Annotated in this window: 21 protein-coding genes, 2 tRNA genes and 1 pseudogene; 17 read left to right on the forward strand and 7 right to left on the reverse strand. The window is 62.2% G+C overall.

What is annotated here, in order from left to right; all coding sequences use genetic code 11:
• Positions 1-94: 94 nt before the first annotated feature.
• A complete protein-coding gene (locus tag ACWUKX_RS14315; protein ID WP_456007486.1) occupies positions 95-265 on the reverse strand; it encodes a hypothetical protein in 171 nt (56 codons plus the stop codon).
• A gap of 150 nt (positions 266-415) precedes the next feature.
• Between ACWUKX_RS14315 and ACWUKX_RS14320 the strand changes: the two genes are divergently transcribed.
• From ACWUKX_RS14320 to ACWUKX_RS14345, 6 genes and pseudogenes are all read left to right on the forward strand, one after another.
• A complete protein-coding gene (locus ACWUKX_RS14320; RefSeq protein WP_029354302.1) occupies positions 416-601 on the forward strand; it encodes a hypothetical protein in 186 nt (61 codons plus the stop codon).
• 396 nt (positions 602-997) lie between these two features.
• On the forward strand, positions 998-2,875 hold the full coding sequence (locus ACWUKX_RS14325; protein ID WP_456007488.1) for an ATP-binding cassette domain-containing protein: 1,878 nt from the start codon (positions 998-1,000) through the stop codon (positions 2,873-2,875).
• 48 nt (positions 2,876-2,923) lie between these two features.
• Positions 2,924-5,032 (forward strand): molybdopterin-containing oxidoreductase family protein, encoded by a 2,109-nt coding sequence (locus tag ACWUKX_RS14330; protein WP_455837251.1) that lies wholly within the window; start codon positions 2,924-2,926, stop codon positions 5,030-5,032.
• A gap of 223 nt (positions 5,033-5,255) precedes the next feature.
• Positions 5,256-5,345: pseudogene (locus ACWUKX_RS14335) on the forward strand (DUF2270 domain-containing protein); the annotation flags it as partial.
• A gap of 116 nt (positions 5,346-5,461) precedes the next feature.
• A complete protein-coding gene (locus tag ACWUKX_RS14340; protein WP_456007490.1) occupies positions 5,462-5,623 on the forward strand; it encodes a DUF2270 domain-containing protein in 162 nt (53 codons plus the stop codon).
• 376 nt (positions 5,624-5,999) lie between these two features.
• On the forward strand, positions 6,000-6,269 hold the full coding sequence (locus ACWUKX_RS14345; RefSeq protein WP_456007492.1) for a DUF680 domain-containing protein: 270 nt from the start codon (positions 6,000-6,002) through the stop codon (positions 6,267-6,269).
• Between the two features lie 198 nt (positions 6,270-6,467).
• On the opposite strand, the gene ACWUKX_RS14350 is transcribed toward ACWUKX_RS14345, so the two are convergent.
• Genes ACWUKX_RS14350 through purM form a run of 3 tightly spaced genes read right to left on the reverse strand, consistent with a single transcriptional unit; the run spans position 6,468 to position 8,780 of the window.
• Complete coding sequence (locus ACWUKX_RS14350) at positions 6,468-6,983, reverse strand: SixA phosphatase family protein (RefSeq protein WP_456007592.1); 516 nt, start codon at positions 6,981-6,983, stop codon at positions 6,468-6,470.
• Positions 6,984-7,008: 25 nt separating this feature from the next.
• Positions 7,009-7,719 carry a phosphoribosylglycinamide formyltransferase gene (purN, locus tag ACWUKX_RS14355; RefSeq protein WP_456007494.1) on the reverse strand — a complete coding sequence of 237 codons (711 nt, stop codon included), beginning with the start codon at positions 7,717-7,719 and terminating at the stop codon, positions 7,009-7,011.
• On the reverse strand, positions 7,716-8,780 hold the full coding sequence (gene purM / locus ACWUKX_RS14360) for a phosphoribosylformylglycinamidine cyclo-ligase (protein ID WP_455850438.1): 1,065 nt from the start codon (positions 8,778-8,780) through the stop codon (positions 7,716-7,718). The genes purN and purM overlap by 4 nt, the downstream gene beginning before the upstream one ends.
• A gap of 616 nt (positions 8,781-9,396) precedes the next feature.
• Here purM and ACWUKX_RS14365 point away from each other — a divergent pair.
• The 5 genes from ACWUKX_RS14365 (at position 9,397) to ACWUKX_RS14385 (ending at position 12,794) form a co-directional block, all read left to right on the forward strand.
• A complete protein-coding gene (locus tag ACWUKX_RS14365; protein ID WP_029354290.1) occupies positions 9,397-9,954 on the forward strand; it encodes a CDP-alcohol phosphatidyltransferase family protein in 558 nt (185 codons plus the stop codon).
• The gene (locus ACWUKX_RS14370) at positions 9,926-11,125 is read left to right on the forward strand and encodes an AI-2E family transporter (protein WP_455850437.1); all 1,200 of its coding nucleotides are present in this window, start codon (positions 9,926-9,928) and stop codon (positions 11,123-11,125) included. The genes ACWUKX_RS14365 and ACWUKX_RS14370 overlap by 29 nt, the downstream gene beginning before the upstream one ends.
• 5 nt (positions 11,126-11,130) lie before the next feature.
• On the forward strand, positions 11,131-11,838 hold the full coding sequence (hdaA, locus tag ACWUKX_RS14375) for a DnaA regulatory inactivator HdaA (RefSeq protein WP_456007496.1): 708 nt from the start codon (positions 11,131-11,133) through the stop codon (positions 11,836-11,838).
• A 318-nt stretch (positions 11,839-12,156) separates the two neighbouring features.
• Positions 12,157-12,414, forward strand: coding sequence for a type II toxin-antitoxin system Phd/YefM family antitoxin (locus ACWUKX_RS14380; protein ID WP_029354283.1), 258 nt, complete (start codon positions 12,157-12,159; stop codon positions 12,412-12,414).
• Positions 12,411-12,794, forward strand: coding sequence for a type II toxin-antitoxin system VapC family toxin (locus tag ACWUKX_RS14385; protein ID WP_029354282.1), 384 nt, complete (start codon positions 12,411-12,413; stop codon positions 12,792-12,794). Before ACWUKX_RS14380 ends, ACWUKX_RS14385 begins: the two co-directional genes overlap by 4 nt.
• A 126-nt stretch (positions 12,795-12,920) precedes the next feature.
• On the opposite strand, the gene ACWUKX_RS14390 is transcribed toward ACWUKX_RS14385, so the two are convergent.
• Entirely contained in the window at positions 12,921-13,892 is a 972-nt protein-coding gene (locus tag ACWUKX_RS14390) for a GlxA family transcriptional regulator (protein WP_456007498.1), read from the reverse strand.
• 129 nt (positions 13,893-14,021) lie between these two features.
• Here ACWUKX_RS14390 and ACWUKX_RS14395 point away from each other — a divergent pair, with 129 nt between their 5' ends.
• A complete protein-coding gene (locus ACWUKX_RS14395; protein WP_456007500.1) occupies positions 14,022-14,849 on the forward strand; it encodes an alpha/beta fold hydrolase in 828 nt (275 codons plus the stop codon).
• A gap of 132 nt (positions 14,850-14,981) precedes the next feature.
• Here the strand turns inward: ACWUKX_RS14395 and ACWUKX_RS14400 are convergent.
• Positions 14,982-15,058: transfer RNA gene (locus ACWUKX_RS14400), tRNA-Pro, on the reverse strand.
• Positions 15,059-16,032: 974 nt separating this feature from the next.
• On the opposite strand from ACWUKX_RS14400, the gene ACWUKX_RS14405 reads away from it, so the two are divergent.
• Both ACWUKX_RS14405 and ACWUKX_RS14410 read left to right on the forward strand, forming a co-directional pair.
• On the forward strand, positions 16,033-16,338 hold the full coding sequence (locus tag ACWUKX_RS14405; protein WP_127320127.1) for an ETC complex I subunit: 306 nt from the start codon (positions 16,033-16,035) through the stop codon (positions 16,336-16,338).
• A gap of 61 nt (positions 16,339-16,399) precedes the next feature.
• Positions 16,400-16,476, forward strand: a tRNA-Arg gene (locus ACWUKX_RS14410).
• A 38-nt stretch (positions 16,477-16,514) separates the two neighbouring features.
• On the opposite strand, the gene ACWUKX_RS14415 is transcribed toward ACWUKX_RS14410, so the two are convergent.
• Positions 16,515-16,838, reverse strand: coding sequence for a hypothetical protein (locus ACWUKX_RS14415; protein ID WP_456007502.1), 324 nt, complete (start codon positions 16,836-16,838; stop codon positions 16,515-16,517).
• A 56-nt stretch (positions 16,839-16,894) separates the two neighbouring features.
• Between ACWUKX_RS14415 and ACWUKX_RS14420 the strand changes: the two genes are divergently transcribed.
• The 3 genes from ACWUKX_RS14420 to ACWUKX_RS14430 all read left to right on the forward strand — a co-directional run bounded on the left by ACWUKX_RS14420 (position 16,895) and on the right by ACWUKX_RS14430 (position 18,743).
• On the forward strand, positions 16,895-17,179 hold the full coding sequence (locus tag ACWUKX_RS14420) for a DUF982 domain-containing protein (RefSeq protein ID WP_456007504.1): 285 nt from the start codon (positions 16,895-16,897) through the stop codon (positions 17,177-17,179).
• 747 nt (positions 17,180-17,926) lie between these two features.
• Positions 17,927-18,217 (forward strand): hypothetical protein, encoded by a 291-nt coding sequence (locus ACWUKX_RS14425; RefSeq protein ID WP_456007506.1) that lies wholly within the window; start codon positions 17,927-17,929, stop codon positions 18,215-18,217.
• A 358-nt stretch (positions 18,218-18,575) separates the two neighbouring features.
• Positions 18,576-18,743, forward strand: a complete 168-nt coding sequence (locus ACWUKX_RS14430; RefSeq protein WP_456007508.1) for a hypothetical protein — start codon at positions 18,576-18,578, stop codon at positions 18,741-18,743.
• Positions 18,744-19,009 lie beyond the last annotated feature (266 nt).

The raw sequence follows: 19,009 nt of genomic DNA on the forward strand, positions 1-19,009 counted from the left end.
CAAGCATCGTTTCCGCTTTGTTCGCAACGGTTTCGACGGAAAAGTTGCGATCGATGCGTCCGTTTCTACTGGCGCACCAGCCGATGAACTGGACTTAGCGCTCGGGCTCTACGCCCATTGCCGCCGACTGCCGCCGCAACGACTTGTCGTCATCGGGAGGCGGCAGCAATAGCGGATCGAAGTCATCGGGCACCTCGTCAATGATTTCCCTGACTATACGGTAGGCCACGTAGACGGCGGCACCGGCCATGAGCAGACGGATCATGATTTTCTCCATTGGTGTGGACCAACCGAAGAGCCCGCGTTTTGTTCCTCGCTCTCTCGTTTTGTTCCCCGCTTTCCGAACGCCCCGAGCTCTGCCTGAGCGTGCAACCAAATCGGCACCGTCTCGTTTGCCCGATGACAGGAGGTTGCGATGAACAAGCTCTCAATTTTGCTGGCCCCGACCTGGCTCGTTTTGGCGGCAGCGCTGGCTGTCGCGGCTTGCGATAACAACATCCCACCGACAAAGGCCCCCGGCGCCGATCAAAACCCGCAGGTCGACCCTGCACCCAAGTCGACGTCAGGCGATGATCAACCCGGCACGCCGCCGGCGCAGTGATGGAACGCAGAAAAAGTGGCCGGCGCCGCTTGGGAGGGAGCGATGACGCCGGCCAGGCGGGTATCAGGTCCGCCGCATACCTAGAGATAGCTGAGTCTTGCTGTTGCGTCATGGGGCGATCGCGGAAGACGACCGCGTTGGACAGTCAATTAACTGACAAATGTGACAAAACTGCCATTTTCAGATGCGAGAAGCCGATGCTCGCAAGGCGCCGCGCCGTCGCAGCAGGTTCCGGCCCAACCCAGGGCTGGCTCTCTGATCCGGTGAGGCCGGCGATCGGATCTTTCCTCCCGCGGCATCAGGCAATCTGCCGCCGCCGGCCATTTTCATGCCTTATGCGGCCAACCGGCGCTCAAGCTCTTGCGAAGCGCTGACGTCCCGTGCAAAAGCGCGGCCATGCTGATCATTAACGACCTTTCGCTCCGCATGGCCGGACGCCTGCTTCTCGACCATGCCTCGCTGACCTTGCCGGCCGGCAGCAAGGCAGGCCTCGTCGGCCGCAACGGCACCGGCAAGACCACTTTGTTCAAGGCGATCACCGGCGACCTCGCCTCCGAGACCGGCTCGATCAGCCTGCCGAAGAACACGCGCATAGGCCAGGTGGCGCAGGAAGCGCCCGGCACCGAGGAGCCGCTGATCGAGATCGTGCTCAAGGCCGACCTTGAACGCTCCGCATTGATCGAGGAGGAAAAGTCGGCGACCGATCCGCACCGCATCGCCGACATCCACATGCGGCTGGCCGATATCGACGCCCATTCGGCCGAGTCGCGTGCCGCCACCATCCTCGCCGGCCTCGGCTTCGACGACGACGCCCAGCGACGGCCAGCCTCGTCGTTCTCCGGCGGCTGGCGCATGCGCGTCGCACTCGCCGCAGTGCTGTTTGCCGAGCCCGATCTGCTGCTGCTCGACGAGCCGACCAACTACCTCGACCTCGAAGGCACGCTGTGGCTGGAAAACTACGTGTCGAAATATCCGCACACCGTACTTCTGATCTCGCACGACCGCGACCTGCTCAACCGCGCCGTCAACTCGATCGTCCATCTCGACCAGAAGAAGCTGACTTTCTGGCGCGGCGGCTACGACCAGTTCGAACGCCAATACACCGAGCAGCGCGAATTGCAGGAGAAGGGCAGGGTCAAGCAGGAAGCCGCGCGCAAGCACATGGAATCCTTCGTCGAGCGCTTTCGGGCCAAGGCTTCCAAGGCGAGACAGGCGCAGTCGCGCATCAAGGCGCTGGAGAAGATGAAGCCGATCGCCGCAATTGTGAACGACAACGTGCGGCCGTTCTCCTTTCCCGAGCCGGTGAAGACGGTCGCCTCGCCGATCATCGCGCTGAACAATGTCAATGTCGGCTATACCGAGGGTCAGCCGATCCTGAAGAAGATGACGCTGCGCATCGACGCCGATGACCGCATCGCGCTGCTTGGCGCCAATGGCAACGGCAAGTCGACCTTCGCCAAGCTTCTGTCGGGCCGGCTGAAGCAGGAGACCGGCACCATGACGGTGGCTCCCGGGCTGAAGGTGGCGATCTTTGCCCAGCATCAGCTCGACGATCTCCGGCCGAACGAAAACGCCTATGAGCATGTCCGCCGGCTGATGCCGGAAGCGCCGGAATCGAAAGTGCGCGGCCGTGTCGCCCAGTTCGGCCTGACCACCGAAAAGATGAACACCGCCGCCAAGGACCTGTCGGGCGGCGAGAAGGCGCGACTGCTGATGGGCCTGTCGGCTTTCGAGGGCCCAAACCTGTTCATCCTCGACGAACCGACCAACCATCTCGACATCGACAGCCGTGAATCGCTGATCCATGCGCTGAACGAGTTTCCCGGCGCCGTCATCCTGATCTCGCACGACCGCCATCTGCTCGAGGCAACGGCCGACCGCCTATGGCTGGTCAAGGATGGGACGGTCAATCCTTTTGACGGCGACCTCGATGACTACAAGACGCTGGTCACCGGTATTTCCGGCGACCGCCGCGGCAAGCGCGAAGCCGAAAAAGCCTCGAAGGCCGACCGCCGCCGCGACGCGGCCGCACGCCGCGCCATCTTCGAGCCACTGGCCAAGGAAATCCGCGCCACCGAAGCGCTGATGGACCGCATCCGTAAGCGCATCGACTTGATCGAGGACGAACTCGCCAACCCAGCGGTCTATGAAAAGGACCCGTCGACGGCGACACGGCTGGCCAAGGAGCGCTCGCAACTGGCCCAGACGCTGGCCGCCCATGAGGAAAAATGGCTGTCGATGTCGGCGGAATACGAGGAAGGCACGGCGGAGTAGCGCCATCTGGCCCTACACGCCGCCGCCATAAACGGCTAGTTTGGCCCTATGAATCAGCACGCCAAGCTCAGGATCGGCCATTCGGCCTGTCCGCATGATTGCCCTTCGACCTGCGCGCTCGAGGTCGAGCTACTCGACAGCAAGCGCATCGGCCGCGTCCATGGCGCAAAGGCCAACACGTATACGTCAGGCGTCATCTGCGCCAAGGTCGCCCGCTATGCCGATCGCGTCCATCACCCCGACCGCTTGTTGAAGCCACTGATCCGCGCCGGCGCCAAAGGCGAGGGCGTCTGGAAGGAAGCGAGCTGGGAGGCCGCACTCGACCTCGTCGCCGAAAAATTCATTGCGGCCGAGGCAAAATGCGGCTCGGAGACGGTCTGGCCCTATTACTATGCCGGCACGATGGGGCTGGTGCAGCGCGACGGCATCGAGCGGCTGCGCCACGCGAAAAAGTACTCCGGCTTCTTCGGTTCTATCTGCACCAATCTGGCTTGGACCGGCTGGATGATGGGCGCCGGGGCGTTGCGCGGTCCCGACCCGCGCGAGATGGCCAAGTCCGACTGCGTGGTGATCTGGGGCACCAATGCCGTGGCCACCCAGGTCAACGTCATGACCCACGCGATCAAGGCGCGCAAGGAACGCGGCGCCAAAATCGTCGTCATCGACGTCTACGAGAATGCGACGATGAAGCAGGCCGATCTCGGCCTGGTGCTGAAGCCCGGCACCGACGGCGCGCTGGCCTGCGCGGTGATGCATGTGCTGTTCCGTGACGGCATGGCCGACCGCGCCTATTTGGAAAAATACACCGACGACCCGCACGGTCTGGAAGCGCATCTTCGGACGAGGACGCCGCAATGGGCGGCTGATATTACCGGGCTTTCCCTCGACGAGATCGAGGCCTTCGCCCGTCTCGTCGGCACGACGAAGAAAACCTATTTCCGCCTCGGCTACGGCTTCTCGCGCCAACGCAACGGCTCTGTCAACATGCATGCCGCAGCCTCGATCGCCGCGGTCACCGGCTGCTGGCAATATGAGGGCGGCGGCGCCTTCCATTCCAATTCGGGTATCTTCAAGCTGAACCAGGAACTGCTGGAAGGCGCGCGGATGCGCGACCCCGCGATCCGCCATCTCGACCATTCGCGCATCGGCCCGGTGCTGACCGGGGCGGCGGATGCGCTTTATGGCGGCCCGCCGGTGACGGCGCTGCTGATCCAGAACACCAATCCGGTCAATGTCGCGCCGGAGCAGCGGCTGGTGAAGCAGGGCTTTTTACGCGACGACCTGTTTTCCTGCGTGCACGAGCAGTTCATGACCGACACCGCAAAACTCGCCGATGTCGTGCTGCCGGCGACGATGTTCCTCGAGCATGACGATGTCTACAAGGGCGGCGGCAACCAGCACATCACGCTTGGTCCGAAGCTGATCGACCCGCCGGAAGGGCCGCGCACCAACCATTTCGTCATCGAGGAACTCGGCAAGCGGCTCGGTGTTGGCGACAGGCCTGGCTTTGGCATGACCGAGCAGCAGCATATCGACATCATTTTGGGCAAGCGCGGACTCGGCAGTTTTTCGAGCCTCAAGGAAGAAAAGTGGCTCGATTTGCAGCCGGATTTCGAGGCGGCGCATTTTATTGACGGCTTCGGCCACGCGGACGGAAAATTCCGCTTCCGCGCCGACTGGACCGGGCAGGCGGCGCCCAACCGGCCGCCGAAAAGCATGGGCCTGTTCGGGCCGGTGGCAAGCCTGCCGGAATTCCCCGACCACGTCGACCTGATCGAGGTGGCGGATGCGGCGCATCCGTTCCGGCTGACCACCTCGCCGGCGCGCAATTTCCTCAACTCGACTTTTTCGGAGACGCCGGTGTCGAAAGCCAAGGAGGGCCGGCCGGAACTGCTTTTGCATCCGGACGATGCGGCAGCCTATCGGCTGGCCAATGGCGACCGCGTCGAGATCGGCAATGCGCGGGGCGAAGTCGTGCTGCACGCAAGATTGTTCGACGGCATCAGGCGCGGCGTCGTAATCGCCGAAGGTATCTGGCCGAACAGCGCCCACGAGCGCGGCGAGGGCATCAACGTCCTGACCGGCGCCGACGCGCCGGCGCCCTATGGCGGTGCTGCGTTCCACGACAATAAGGTCTGGCTGCGCGCGGCGAAGTGAAGCGTCGGAACCGATATATCCATCCGGTCGTTTTTGCGTGGGCGGGTGGAGGTATGGTGATGGCAGAAGCGTTGGCGGCGCCACCCCATCGGAAGGGCACTTTCGTCCGGTGAACTCGTAACCACGATGTCGCACTTTCATCGCGCCGAGATTCTGCGCATGAAGGGATGGCGCGACCCGCCTGGATCGGACGAGCAATTGGGCGATAACGGTCGTCGCGGCGATGTTGTCCGTCTCGCTTTCGACGGCCAGCGCGCATCACGGCGTGCTGCTTTTTGCCAAGCTGCTTGTCTTTGTTGCTGCTGTGGATAGAAGCGCGGCGGTATCGCTTCTTCGACGTTTACCGGGCCGCGTGCGCCCGTTCGAACGGCACTATTTCGCGCAGATATTCTCGCCGCAGCCGACTTCGCGTCCGATTGGCTGTTGGTCGTGGGCGAAAGCCTGCGCACTCCAAAATTCCTCATTTCGCAACGAGCGGCGTTGGCGCGCCGTCTGCGTCGAAACTACATCCGCATGCTGCTGATCCTGCTGATGGCCTGGATCCTGATGCGTTCCTGGGTGCTCGCGACGATGGCGAACTCTCCTTGGTGACGTGCACGTCTAGAGCAGCAACGCAAAGCCGGTAGATCTGCGAATTACATTTGTGCATCAGCGGAAATCGAACCGATCGGTTCGTTTCCGTTGACGCGCCGTGCAGGACGGTGTGAACGCCGGCTCAGAAAATACCGTGCACCCGCGGCAGGAAGATTCGCCTAACACATTGAAAAGGATGCCAAAGATTGTGGCGAAGGAAGCCTTTTGGCGGATTTCAAGCACCCGATTCACGGCATGGCCGGAACATCTTTGTGATTGGAAACCGCCACAATGCCAACCCACCTCGGGGTAGTCCGAGCGACGCGAAATCCTCCCAAGGCACGCCACGAGACGGACACAACACTGAAAAATATGAAATACTGGAGTACCTGAAATGACCAAGATTGCTCTTACCGCTGCCGCCATCCTCATTGCCGCAGGCAGCGCCTTTGCCGGCAGCGACCACTATGGTTCGGATGGCGTCAACCAGCCGGCAGCGCCCGCTGGCAATGCGCCTGTTGGAAATGTCGACGACACGTTCACGGGTTCGATCGGCAAGCTGTTCCCGACCGAGCACAACGCTGTCAACACCAATGCGACGCCCGAGTCCGGCACGGCCCAGTCCGTCGTGCCTCAATCAGTCCGGGGCAACTGGGGCCGCTAAGCCCTCAAGCTCCGGAACGCAAAGTGCGGCGGGCCTTGGCCCGCCGTTTTGCTTCTGCCTATCAAGAAGTCTCAGCCTAAGCACCCGCCCCGTTTTTTGCACGCGCATAGGACGCTGCAGCACTTAATTTTGCGCATGATCCTTTCCGAACCGAAGGACAGCGCAGCAAAAATCAATTTCGATTTTCGGGCCCATGCGCTAGCGCAGATCCTTCGGCCAAACGCAGTGCGTCAGCCGGGCATCCCCGAGGGCCAGCCGTGCCCAGTCACCGTCGAAAACGAAGCGGGCCAGGGCTGCGGTCGGGAATTTTTCTTCAAGCTTTTTGAGTGCCGCGGCATCCGATCCGGCGCCGGCCAGCCGGCGTGCGAATTCCTCCAGGCCGGGATTATGACCGAGCACCAAGAGGCTGCTCGTTGCCGCATTTGCCTGCCGCACCTTGGCGAGAACGTCTGCCGCGCTGGCCTCGTAGAGCGCCTGAACAAATTTGGCCGGCGTTTTCGCCGGCAGTTCCGCCGAGACCAGCCGCCATGTGTCGCGGCTGCGCAGCGCCGGCGACACCAGCGCCAGGTCCGGCAGCCAGCCCTGCCTGGCCAGTTCGCGCCCGGCCAGCGGGGCGGCCTTCACCCCGCGCCCGGAAAGCGGCCGGTCGAAGTCGATAAGGTCAGGATCGTCCCAGCTCGATTTGGCATGACGCAGAAGAAGGAGTTGCTTCATTGTCGCCATGCCAGCCTTCTCCTGCTCAGGGCGTGATGCGCGCCAGATGCTCGAGGTCGGTCTCCTCGCGCAGCGGATCGGGTGCCATGACCACGGAGGAGCTGTTGTCGGCATCCTCGGCGAAGTGGGCAAGCACGGTACGGCCGCCCTCCATCCGCGCCTTGCCTTCGGCGACCAGCCCGAGCGCCAGCGGATAAAGCCGGTGCTCGGCCTTCAGCACGCGCGCGGCGAGCATGTCCTCATTGTCGCCGACCATCACCGGCACGGCGGCCTGGGCGATGATCGGGCCGTCATCCATGTCCAGGGTGACGAAATGCACCGTGCACCCATGGATGCGGATGCCCGCGCGGATGGCTCGCGCATGCGTATCCAGCCCCTTGAAGGCCGGCAACAGGGCAGGGTGGATGTTGATCATCCGTCCCAGCCACTTCTCGACGAAGCGCACGCCGAGGATGCGCATGTAACCGGCCAGCGCCACGATCTCGGCGCCGAACGAGACAAGTGCGGCGTCGATCGCCCCGTCATGCGCTTCCTTGCTGGTATAGTCGGCTCGCGAAATCACCTTGGTGGCGATGCCGCGCGCCGCGGCGATACCGAGACCGGCGGCATTGGCCCGGTCGGAAATGACGCCGACGATCTCGGCCGGATAGTCCAGGTTGCTGGCCGCGGCGATCAGCGCCGTCATGTTGGAGCCGCGTCCCGAAATCAGCACCACGGTGCGTTTGCGCGCGTTCATAGGCCGATCGAGCCCCGATAGATCACGCCGGCGTCGCGGCGCGGCACGATGCGGCCGATCGGCGTCACGCTCTCACCGGCCTCCTGCAGGACGGCCGCGACCTGTGCCGCCTGGCCGGAGGCGACGGCGAGGATCATGCCGACACCGCAGTTGAAAGTGCGCATCATCTCTGCGGGCGCCACGCCGCCGGTCTTCGCCAGCCACGAGAATACCGCCGGCACCTCGATGGCATCGAGATCGAGCTCAGCGGAAAAATCTTTCGGCAGGACGCGCGGGATGTTTTCAGGAAAGCCGCCGCCGGTGATGTGGGCCAGCGCCTTGATGCCATGCGTGTTACGGATCGCCTTGAGGATCGACTTGACGTAGATGCGGGTCGGCTCGAGCAGCGCCTCGGCCAGCGTGGCTTCATCGTTGAAGGGCGCTGGATCGGTCCACGCAAGGCCGCTGGTGGCGACGATGCGGCGGACCAGCGAAAAGCCATTTGAATGCACGCCCGACGAGGCCAGCCCCAACAGCACGTCGCCCTCGACGATGTCGTCGGTCGGCAGCAACTGGCCGCGTTCGGCCGCGCCCACGGCAAAGCCGGCAAGGTCGTAGTCGTTGCCGTGATACATGCCGGGCATTTCCGCCGTCTCGCCGCCGATCAGCGCGCATCCGGCCTGCCGGCAGCCCTCGGCGATGCCGCCGACGATCGAAGCACCCTGGTCTGGATCGAGCTTGCCGGTGGCGAAATAGTCGAGGAAGAACAATGGCTCGGCGCCCTGCACGACGATATCGTTGACGCACATCGCGACGAGGTCGATGCCGATCGTGTCGTGCTTGCCCGCATCGATGGCGATCTTCAGCTTGGTGCCGACGCCGTCATTGGCGGCGACCAGCACCGGGTCGGTGAAGCCGGCGGCCTTGAGGTCGAACAGGCCGCCAAAGCCGCCGATCTCGCCATCGGCGCCCGGCCGGCGCGTCGCGCGCACCAGCGGCTTGATCTTCTCGACCATGAGATTGCCGGCATCGATGTCGACACCCGCCTCGGCATAGGTGAGCCCGTTCTTGCGCTTGCTCATTTTCCGGCGCCTGCTCATCGCTGTTTCGTTTGCTTGAGGGCTCTTCGCATGAACGGTTTTGCCCCGCAAGGCAAGGGCGATGGCGGTGTTCAATTAGACCGGCCGAACCGGGCTCCATACGCTCCAGCAGTAGAAAGAAATGCCCGCCAGCGCAGCGGCCAGGGCACCGACGGTCGCTAAAGACCTGACCTCGCCGCTCGGGAGGACTCCGTAGGAGAAACCGGCGGCGATCAAACTTGCCGCCACACTCCAGACACCTGGGTTTAGGTCGACTGACCGCCCGAAAACGAACGCCACGGCGGCAGCCACTAACCAGAGAGGCCAAGACACTAGAAGGCCGACGACCAGTTGAAGAACGAAACTGGTCAAATGATCATGCATCGCTGAGTCGCGGTGTGGAGTCGTTAAAGATGCGAAAGCCAGGAGGCTTTCTGTCACTCCGGCCAAATAGCAAAGTGTGACACGCAGGGCGATTGTAATTCTCTGTGCCATCGACATTCGCTAGCTTCTTTTTCGGTTTGGAGTGGAGCAGGTGAGCGAGCAGAGAGCGTCGCCACTTGCCGTAGCCTCTCATCTCCATCATGTATCATCAAAACAGAAGCGACGGGATATGCGTTTGACCATCCCCAACATGATCACGATCATGCGTTTCGTGCTGGTGCCGGGCGTGGTGCTGGCCATGCTGCAGGCGCGCTGGGACTGGGCTTTCGCCGGCTTCCTGATCGCCGGCATTTCCGACGGCGTCGACGGCTTCATCGCCCGCCACTTCAATCAGTTTTCGCAGCTTGGCGCCTATCTCGATCCGATGGCCGACAAATTGCTGCTGGTCTCGGTGTTCGTGGTGCTGGGCTTCATTGGTGAATTGCCGCTGTGGCTGGTCATCACCATGGTGTCGCGCGATGCGCTGATCGTCTGCGCCGTCGTTTTGTCCACCGTCATGGCCCACCCGGTCGAGATGAAGCCGCTCTTCGTGTCGAAAGCCAACACCGCCATCCAGATCGGGCTGGCGGCGGTGGTGCTGGGCGAACTGGCCCTCGCCCTCGATCTCGACCCGCTGAGGCCGATGCTCATATTGCTGTCCGGGGTCTTGACCGTGGCTTCGGCCGCGGCCTATCTCGTGGCTTGGCTGAGGCATATGAGCGGCTATGGCGAAGGCTCCACACCGGGCACCTGACCAGGACATCGACGCGGCTGCCGAGGCTGCGGCTGCCGATGCTGCCGCGTCTGGCGTGTTTCGCCGCCAAATCCGCTTCTGGCTGATCAGCGCCGTCATCCTCGCGATCTTCCTCTATGTCTTCAGCGGCATCCTGCTGCCGTTCGTCGCCGGCATGGTGCTCGCCTACTTCCTCGACCCGGTCGCAGACCGGCTGCAGCGGCTCGGCCTGTCCAGGCTGATGGCGACGATTGTCATCCTGTTTGCCTTCATCGTCGTTCTGGTACTGGCCTTCGTCATCCTGATTCCGGTGCTGGCTTCGCAGATGGCCGATTTCGCCAGTAAGCTGCCGGAATACCTGACCCGCCTGCAGACCCTGATCACCAGCTTCGATCCGAGATGGCTGGAAGAGAATTTCGGCGTCGACGCCAATGGCCTGCGCGAAGGGTTGAATTCGCTGCTGACCTCCGGCTTCGGTCTTTTGACCACGGTGTTCACCTCGATCTGGAGCTCCGGCGTGGCGCTGGTATCGGTGGTCAGCCTGTTCGTCGTCACGCCCGTCGTCGCCTTCTACATGCTGCTCGACTGGGACCGCATGGTGGCGATTGTCGACAGCTGGGTGCCGCGCGACTATGTCCAGACCGTCAGGGCAATCGCCAACGACATCAACACCGCCACCGCCGGCTTTGTGCGCGGCCAGGGCACGCTGTGCCTGGTACTGGGCGCCATGTACGCCACCGGGCTGACCTTGACCGGCCTGAATTTCGGCATCCTCATCGGCCTGTTCGCCGGGCTGATCTCTTTTATTCCCTATGTCGGCTCGCTGACCGGGTTGGTGCTGGCCGTCGGCGTCGCCTTCGTCCAGTTCTGGCCGGACTGGACCATGGTCGCGGCGGTGGCCGGCGTGTTCTTCGTCGGCCAGTTTATCGAGGGCAACATCCTGCAGCCGAGGCTGGTCGGCAAAAGCGTCGGCCTGCATCCGGTGTGGCTGATGTTTTCGCTGTTTGCCTTCGGCGCGCTGTTCGGCTTCGTCGGCTTGCTGATCGCCGTGCCGGCTTCGGCCGCCGTTGCCGTTCTGGTGCGCTTTGCCATTTCCCGCTATCTCGATTCGCCGCTCTACAAGGGCCACAATACCGAACCTGTTCCGCCGCTGCCGGCGCGTCGCCGCGGGAGCGGTGGGCCGCGCAGTTGAGCCAGATGCCGGACCACAACAAGATCGACCCGCCGCGCCAGTTGCCGCTCGATCTCGGCCACGGCACCAGCTATTCGCGCGATGAGCTCGTCGTCTCCGGCACCAACAGCCAGGCGGTGGCGCTGGTCGACCGCTGGCCGGACTGGCCGTCGCCGGTGGTCGTGCTCGCCGGTCCGGCGGGCTCTGGAAAAACCCACCTGGCCTCCATCTGGCGCGCCCGCGCCGGCGCAGTGAAGATCGACGCCGGGCGGATCGGCGACTGCATGGCGAGCCTCGGCGCGCGGCCGGCCCTGATCGACGATGCCGATGCCGGTCCGGTCGATGAAGAGGGGCTGTTCCATCTGATCAACGCAGTGCGCGGGGCCGGCTCGACCTTGCTCTTGACCACGCGGCGCTTTCCGTCCGCCTGGGGCGTCAGACTTCCGGACCTCGCTTCGCGGCTGAAGGCGGCGGCGACGGTCGAGATCCACGAGCCCGACGATCACTTGCTGGCCGGCGTCATCACCAAACTGTTCGCCGACCGCCAGGTCGAGGTCGAGCCGCATGTCGTGCAATATCTGGTGCGCCGAATCGAACGCTCGCTGGCAACCGCGATGCGGGTGGTCGAGCGGCTGGATCGCACGGCACTGGAGCGCAAGACGCCGATCACTAGGGCGCTGGCCGCCGAAACCGTCAGCGCGATGGATGAGGGGCAGGGCGAGTTCGAGATCTGATACGACAGGCTCAGGCGGTGTCCCATTTCGGGAAATCAGTGCTGGCATCCATCTTGCAAGGTCAGCCTTGCCGGCTAACCCCGGTCCTGATGCGTATCAAATCAGGTTGTAGGCTCGCCGGGAGATGAGGCGGTTGGGGTTCTCTTCCCGGCGAGCTTGCCTTCAAAGGGGGGTCGCCAGTCGCGCGTATACGGCACTGGCAACCGCGCCCACGGAGTAATCGCAATCCCGCTCCGCCCTTGGCTGTTGTAATGGACCGTTGAATGGTCTATTTTCATTGCAAATGTGGACCAGAGGATGGTCCATAGAGGAGGCGCGATGCAGGTATCCGTTACAGACGCTAAGGGACAGCTGACCGAATTGGTGCGTCGTGCCGAGGCAGGTGACGAGATCATTCTGACCCGCCACGGTCATGCGGCCGTGCGCCTGGTTCCGGTCAAGGCAGTGCCGGACAGGAAAAGCCGTCGGGCATTGCTGGAGGCGATGCGCGCATCCGGCGCCGCCAGGGCGAAGGTCGGGCCATCTGCCGCGCGAAGCCAGGATTTTCTCTACGGCGATGATGGCCTGCCTGAATGATCGTGGTCGATACCTCGGCGCTGATGGCGATCGTTCTTGACGAGCCGGAGGCTGATGTCTGCATCGCGGCGCTCGAGGCCGAAGACGTCATTCTGATTTCCGCCGGCACCGTGGCCGAAGCGCTGATCGTCGCGGCCCGGCGCAATGTCGGCGAAGAGCTGTCCGGCCTGATCGACGGGCTTGGTTTCGAAATTGCGGCAGTGACGCCGGCCTCTGCGCGTCGCATCGCCGAGGCCTACGCAAAATGGGGTAAGGGCATTCACCCGGCCGCGCTCAATTTCGGTGACTGCTTCGCCTATGAGGTGGCCAAGGAACATGCCTGCCGCCTGCTTTATGTCGGCGACGATTTTTCAAGGACCGATATCGAAACCGCTCTCTAAGGGAGGAAGCAAGCAGACGATAAGCGCGATCCTGTTTGCCGCCCATTCGCGTCGTCCGGCCGTCCCGGTCGAGACTCGTCACACCGCAACCGCCACCGCTCAGCTTTCGCCGGGCAGGGCCGCTCGTTACACGCTAAAACGCCTGCGATAATCGCCCGGCACCAGGCCGGTTATCCTGGCGAACACTTTGCGGAAGGAGCCGGGATCGTCATAGCCGACATCCCAGGCGATCTGGTCGATGGATCGGGTCGTCGTTTCCAGCATCTCACGCGCCTTGCCGACGCGCAGGTGCTGGCAATACTCGGTCGGCTTGAGGCCGGTGGCGTTGCGAAAGCGGCGCAAAAAAGTCCGCTCCTCCAAGGTCGCATGCTCCGCCATGGTGGTAAGCGTCACATCGCGCGCGCCTCTCGCCTGGAGCCAGTGCTGCACCTTGAGGATGGCCTCGTCGCCATGGTTCAGCCTGGGAGCAAACGGGCTGTAGAAGCGTTGCTCGCGTCCCGGCGGGTCCACCAGCATGAAACGCGCCGTCTCTATCATGACGGTCGGCCCAAGCACCCGGTCGACGAGTTTCAGACCGAGATCGGTCCAGGCCATATAGCCGCCGGCGGTGATGATGTCGCCATCGTCGATGACCAGCTTGTCGGCATTGAGTAGGATGTCGGGAAAGCGTATCGCCAGCGCGTCGCGATAGGCCCAATGCGTGGTCGCAACACGACCCGACAGCAGGCCGGTCTCGGCCAGCACGAAGGCGCCGGCGCAGACCGAGCCGAGCGTCGCGCCCGCCGCATGGCGGGCCCTGAGCCAGTCGGCATAGGGCGCGGCCGCCTCGCTTGGAATCGGATCACCCAGGGTCGGAGGCAAGATGACCATGGCAGGTCCATGGCCAGGGCGGGGCTCGCTGTCGAAGGTGGGGATGACCGTTTGACTCGCCTCTTGCCACTGCCAATGAGTGACGCGAAGCCTCAGCGCATCCGGCGACCGTTCGGAAGCCAGCCGGTTGGCCAGCTGAAAGAGATCGGTGAGGCCCAGTACTGCCGCTTCCTGAACGCCGGGATACACCAGAAGCCCGATTTCGACCGGATCACGGGCCGCCACCATCTGTCAGTTTTGCCTTGTTCAATGTCTGTTTTGCCAATCCTCACCATGACTCCGTTGCGATAGCTTTGTCCACAGAAGGAACCAACCTTCCCCCAACCAATTCAGCCACCTGCATCAAGGAGTAAGAGGATGAGCACATTCACCACCAGGGACGGCACCGAGATTTTCTACAAGGATTGGGGCACAGGCCAGCCAATCGTGTTCCATCACGGCTGGCCGCTCACCGCCGATGACTGGGACAACCAGATGCTGTTCTTCCTCGACAAGGGCTATCGCGTGATCGCGCATGACCGTCGTGGGCACGGCCGCTCGACACAGACGGCGACCGGCAACGAGATGGAGACCTATGCCGCCGATGTCGCGGCTCTGGTCGCTCACCTTGATCTCAAGAACGCCGTCCATATCGGCCATTCGACCGGCGGCGGCGAGGTGGCGCGTTACGTTGCCCGCTACGGTGGCGAAGGACGCGTCGCCAAGGCGGTGCTGATCGGCGCGGTGCCGCCGATCATGCTCAAGACCGACAGCAACCCCGGCGGCCTGCCGATCGAGGTCTTCGACGGCTTCCGTGCCGCTTTGGTCGCCAACCGCGCCCAGTTCTACAGGGACGTGCCGGCTGGCCCGTTCTACGGCTTCAATCGCGAGGGCGCCAAGGTCTCGCAAGGGGCTGTCGATAATTGGTGGCGCCAGGGCATGATGGGCGGAGCCAAGGCCCATTACGACTGCATCGAGGCTTTTTCCGAGACCGACTTTACGGAGGACCTGAAGAAGATCGACGTGCCTGTCCTGATCATGCACGGCGATGACGATCAGATCGTGCCGATTGCCGACTCCGCTCTGCTTGCAGCCGAGCTGGTGAAACACGGCACGCTCAAGGTCTACAAGGGCCTTCCGCACGGCATGTGCACCACCCACCCGGAGATCATCAATCCGGATCTCCTGGCATTCATCCAAAGCTGACGCTTCGCAGCTTCAGGCGGGCACGCGCGGAAATACGGGCTGCCCGTCGGTCGCTGGGTGCTTCGTCGGCCGCAGATGCTGTCCGGCGCAGGTGCGCCGGCAGCACGGCTGCTGCTCGTCGCGGTGAATGAATGGTCGGAGTGGAGAGATTCGAACTCCCGACCCTCTGGTCCCAAACCAGATGCGCTACCAGGCTGCGCTACACTCCGAGTGCTTGCGGGCTATAGGGTTCCGGGCTTTGGAAGGCAACCCCCGAAACGACAAAAACGGAACGAGCGCCATAGAGTGGCAGGGAGTTGCACGAAAAGTCCCCAAACGTCCCACGGCTGTTCATCGCGCTCCTCATGGATAGAAAAATGAAGTAGCCGCGCCTTGTCGCCCTCCGGCGCTACCGGCGCGTCAACCGGCGGCGGTGCTTGGACCATCAATCGCTTCGCCAGCATGAAAGCTGTTGAATTGAGCGATCCTCAGCCCGTCACCAACGATACCACGTCCAGAATTCAGCAATCTTGTGCTCATCGAAATCCGCGCGACCGACAACCTGGAAAAGGTTTAGCTAGCCAATTGCAACGCCCTTCGGGCGGCCAATAGCTTGTGCTTTTCGAAGATCGCTAGCTTCTGCGGATAAGTGATCCGCACCTTGGCGTTGCACCCGTCACATCTGAAGTGCGCGATCGTCCTTAGCGCAGAGCCCTTCCTTACCGCCGGATGCGAGCAATCCGGACATTCGAATGTGAGCGCAACATCAGACAAGTCTTCGGCTAAGCCCATTTCCATCCCCCTTCCCAAGCGCTGTGGCTACACTCTGGCGAGTCTCAATTAGCAAGTCAGATGTAGCAATTCAGATGCCAATCCCATTGTGCCAAAGCGAGACGAGAACGATTTGCATCGGGATTCGCCAAGCGCCTTGGGCGCCGGCACAACGTGCTCGTCACGGCTCCCGCTGCTGATTACCGCGGCCCGAGTCCTTGCGGGCTATAGGTTCCGGGCTGGCTGCGCGACCCCCTAAGAGACGAAAACGGAACAAACGGCAGGGTCTTTTGCCGTGAACCGTCGCGCGGTCACCGTCGGTGGCCCGCCGTGTCGAAAGGTACGGCAGGCATCGGCCTTGCCGCCGGCGGCATTGCGCAGTAATGACGGGAATACAGCGGCGGTGCCGCTTGCCCGTAGCAACGAGGTGTCCATGTCCGCGCGCATTTTCAGCCCAGCCAAAACCGCGATGCAGTCCGGCAAGGCAAAGACCGGCCACTGGGTGCTGGAATTCGATCCCGAGATGCGCAAGAAAATCGATCCGCTGATGGGCTACACCACGTCGGGTGACATGCGGAGCCAGATCAGGCTCACCTTCGACACCCGGGAAGAGGCGGTGGCCTATGCCGAGAAAGAGGGGCTGGCCTTCCGTGTCGAGGAGCCGAAAGAATCCAAGCGCCGCCAGATTTCCTATGCGGAGAATTTCCGCTATGACCGCAGGACGCCCTGGACGCATTGACCGGCAATGCCGGGCAGCCGTCCCAGCGCATGATTCAGCCGGCCCTTGGCGTCGGCCCAGCGGTCCCGTAGCTCAGCTGGATAGAGCACCGGCCTTCTAAGCCGATGGTCACAGGTTCGAATCCTGTCGGGATCGCCAGCATTTTCAGGGTCCGTTCTGGACACATAGGTTACGGTTTATACCGGAGACATGGGTAACCCTTTCGGCCTGAAGGGTTGTCCAGTGGTTCCAGTCTGCATCTCATCGTCGAAATATCCCAAATCATAGTCCATGAAGTTAGTCAGCCAGATTCGGTCCTCGACCTGTTCGATGCCGACGGTCTGACCGGCAAAGACGAGGCTGAGATTGACCTTCTTGCGGTCGAAACAGATGCGCTCGCATGTGGTGACCAACGGCCTTCTCGTGGGAACCGATACCCTTGATCGCTCGGCCAGTTCCGATTGCGTCGTGTCTAGAGGCTCGGGCGGCGGCGCTCTGAATTCACGATGATGCACCTTCATGCAACCACCGCCATGTCTTTGCGTTTAACCGCCTTCAATCCTGCGGAGCGACAAAAATGACGGCGTTCATCCCGATTACAATCTACCTGAATCACAGGCCGATGGTGGTCGCGTCGATACCTGATGCTGAGACGGCGCTTCAGCAACCATGGCCATTCATGGACAAGCCGTCCCGACTTGAAGCAATCCGACTGATCGAGGAATGCCTGGCCGGACATTGCAGTCACCAAGCTGCGTTCGCCGCTTTCGAGGCGGCTGCAACTGAACAGGGACTGCTTAAGCAGAAGCCTCCAAGCGAAGGCCTCAAGAAATTCGACGGGGTTGCTGAAGATCTGATGTGAGGTCGTCCTCGCCCGCTTGCGGATCTTCCGCGAGGGCGCATCTCCGTCTGCGCTGCGTCCCGAATTATTGCCAATTACATGCGGGAGTGGTGCACGAGGAAGAACTTCTGTCGGCGAAACAAGCGCTGGGGCGGTAGGCCGGGTAAAGCAAGCTAACCGAGTGACCCTCCAACCGCTGGTCGGTAGATGCGACGCAGCCGGCGCGCGTAGGATTTCCTACGATCCGGGCACACCCACCCCACCCCCTCGTGCCTGGTGAACGACTGATCGCCCGCCGTGCCAAAAGGTGCGGCGGGCTGTTTTGTTTCGTATGGAACAACTTGGCTAGAGCGAATGTTCGGCTCCTGCAGCACCCACAGACCTGCTGCGAGATCGGATTGCACCCTCCGATCAGCCCGCGTCCTCTCACTCCAGGACGCGGGCTTTATTGCCCGCACGGAACACCAGGCGCGGGCGTGCGTTTCGCCGTCATGAAGCAACTTCTCAGCGAAATGGCCGCTTTGGCTGATCTAAGCTTTAGGTCACGGTGGCGGTTGTTCTGGTTTCCTACGCCATCGGCGTCGCACTGCTTGTCTGGACGGTCGGCGGTTGATCGTTGTCGTTTCCCGGCCGCCGCCCTTGCCTTCCCCTCCGTTGGGGCGCGGGCTTCTGCATGGATTTGAGTTATCGACGGGCGAGCGACAACCTTGGTCAAAAACTTGCATTAGAAACTTGGAACATAAGTGAGACAGGAAACTTGTTGGCGCCATGGGCAAGAACGATGGCGACAATCTTCCTGAGTGGTTTCCGGGCAACCTGCCCGAGGACCCTGTGATCCGAGCCGATATCGCGAAAAGGATTTCGAGAGAGACCGACAGTAAAATTGGGCCGGACGTGGTCACGAAGGCCAGGCAGGATCGCAATCTGGTTGAGGAACTGGAAAAAGCTGACGCCGCCCTCGACAGCCAGCGGTCCGTGGTTCCCTTGTTCCTGGTTGTGTATGTGCTCTCAATGTTGGGCTTGGCAGTGTACGCCCTCGCTGGGTGGTACTTTCTATAGCGTGGTAAGCACCCGCAGCGCGCTCGTATCGACGCTCCTGCAATCATTTCCAAAGTACTAGTCAGGGTGGAACTTTAGCGATTTCTAAAAATTGTCCGTGACCAGTGGGCATGCCCCCTCTCGCTGCCCGCTGTAGATCGGGCCGCGACCCGATCGGGCCCGCGCTCTCCGCCAGAGGCGCGGGCTTTTCAATCGAGAGCCCGTAAGACCGTGGCCGAAGAGCGGGACGACTTCAACAAGGCGTTACCGGTTTTTACGGTGGAGCCATGCCTCTACGGCTATGGCTAGCTCGGTGCTTTTTTGTCGCGCGATTGGGAACAAGCGCCAGATAGGGAAGTTTGGCGTAAGGAGCTTTCTTATGGCTGACGAACAGGATAGAGCGCCGAACAGCCCTGAAATCTTCGTTCAACGCTTGGTCAAAGAAACCGGCATTACCGAAGAACAGGCCCGAGAGCTTATCTTCCTCCTCGGGGCTCATTGGGCATCGCTGCTCCGGGAAGCAAAGTCGCTAGCTGCCAAGCGGTAGGCGGGTTTGTCAGATATATAATCGGCGCCTGGTGAACGACTAAGGCGTCAGCCCGCCGTGCCGAAAGGTGCGGCGGGCTTTTTTGTTGTCCGAGATGTCCTGAAGCGTATTAGTTGCGCAGAATGTTTGAGCCGGAGGGGTGATATGCCGATTTATCGAAAAGCTAAAGAAGCTGGCGTCTTCAGTGCATCCGAAGTAGCTTTGCTGGGCCGTGTGTTCGACCGACTCAAAATTGAGAGCGAATCCGAACATAGGCGCGAAGTACT

The sequence above is a fragment of the Mesorhizobium sp. f-mel genome (assembly GCF_053850215.1).

Coding starts and splice junctions, on each gene's coding strand:
- ACWUKX_RS14315 (WP_456007486.1), bottom strand. CDS start 265: ATGATCCGTCTGCTCATGGCCGGTGCCGCCGTCTACGTGGCCTACCGT.
- ACWUKX_RS14405 (WP_127320127.1), top strand. CDS start 16,033: ATGTCCGCGCGCATTTTCAGCCCAGCCAAAACCGCGATGCAGTCCGGC.
- ACWUKX_RS14350 (WP_456007592.1), bottom strand. CDS start 6,983: ATGAAGCAACTCCTTCTTCTGCGTCATGCCAAATCGAGCTGGGACGAT.
- ACWUKX_RS14425 (WP_456007506.1), top strand. CDS start 17,927: ATGGGCAAGAACGATGGCGACAATCTTCCTGAGTGGTTTCCGGGCAAC.
- ACWUKX_RS14330 (WP_455837251.1), top strand. CDS start 2,924: ATGAATCAGCACGCCAAGCTCAGGATCGGCCATTCGGCCTGTCCGCAT.
- ACWUKX_RS14345 (WP_456007492.1), top strand. CDS start 6,000: ATGACCAAGATTGCTCTTACCGCTGCCGCCATCCTCATTGCCGCAGGC.
- ACWUKX_RS14370 (WP_455850437.1), top strand. CDS start 9,926: ATGGCGAAGGCTCCACACCGGGCACCTGACCAGGACATCGACGCGGCT.
- ACWUKX_RS14430 (WP_456007508.1), top strand. CDS start 18,576: ATGGCTGACGAACAGGATAGAGCGCCGAACAGCCCTGAAATCTTCGTT.
- ACWUKX_RS14415 (WP_456007502.1), bottom strand. CDS start 16,838: ATGAAGGTGCATCATCGTGAATTCAGAGCGCCGCCGCCCGAGCCTCTA.
- ACWUKX_RS14420 (WP_456007504.1), top strand. CDS start 16,895: ATGACGGCGTTCATCCCGATTACAATCTACCTGAATCACAGGCCGATG.
- ACWUKX_RS14385 (WP_029354282.1), top strand. CDS start 12,411: ATGATCGTGGTCGATACCTCGGCGCTGATGGCGATCGTTCTTGACGAG.
- ACWUKX_RS14325 (WP_456007488.1), top strand. CDS start 998: ATGCTGATCATTAACGACCTTTCGCTCCGCATGGCCGGACGCCTGCTT.
- ACWUKX_RS14320 (WP_029354302.1), top strand. CDS start 416: ATGAACAAGCTCTCAATTTTGCTGGCCCCGACCTGGCTCGTTTTGGCG.
- ACWUKX_RS14390 (WP_456007498.1), bottom strand. CDS start 13,892: ATGGTGGCGGCCCGTGATCCGGTCGAAATCGGGCTTCTGGTGTATCCC.
- ACWUKX_RS14380 (WP_029354283.1), top strand. CDS start 12,157: ATGCAGGTATCCGTTACAGACGCTAAGGGACAGCTGACCGAATTGGTG.
- hdaA (WP_456007496.1), top strand. CDS start 11,131: ATGCCGGACCACAACAAGATCGACCCGCCGCGCCAGTTGCCGCTCGAT.
- purM (WP_455850438.1), bottom strand. CDS start 8,780: ATGAGCAAGCGCAAGAACGGGCTCACCTATGCCGAGGCGGGTGTCGAC.
- purN (WP_456007494.1), bottom strand. CDS start 7,719: ATGAACGCGCGCAAACGCACCGTGGTGCTGATTTCGGGACGCGGCTCC.
- ACWUKX_RS14395 (WP_456007500.1), top strand. CDS start 14,022: ATGAGCACATTCACCACCAGGGACGGCACCGAGATTTTCTACAAGGAT.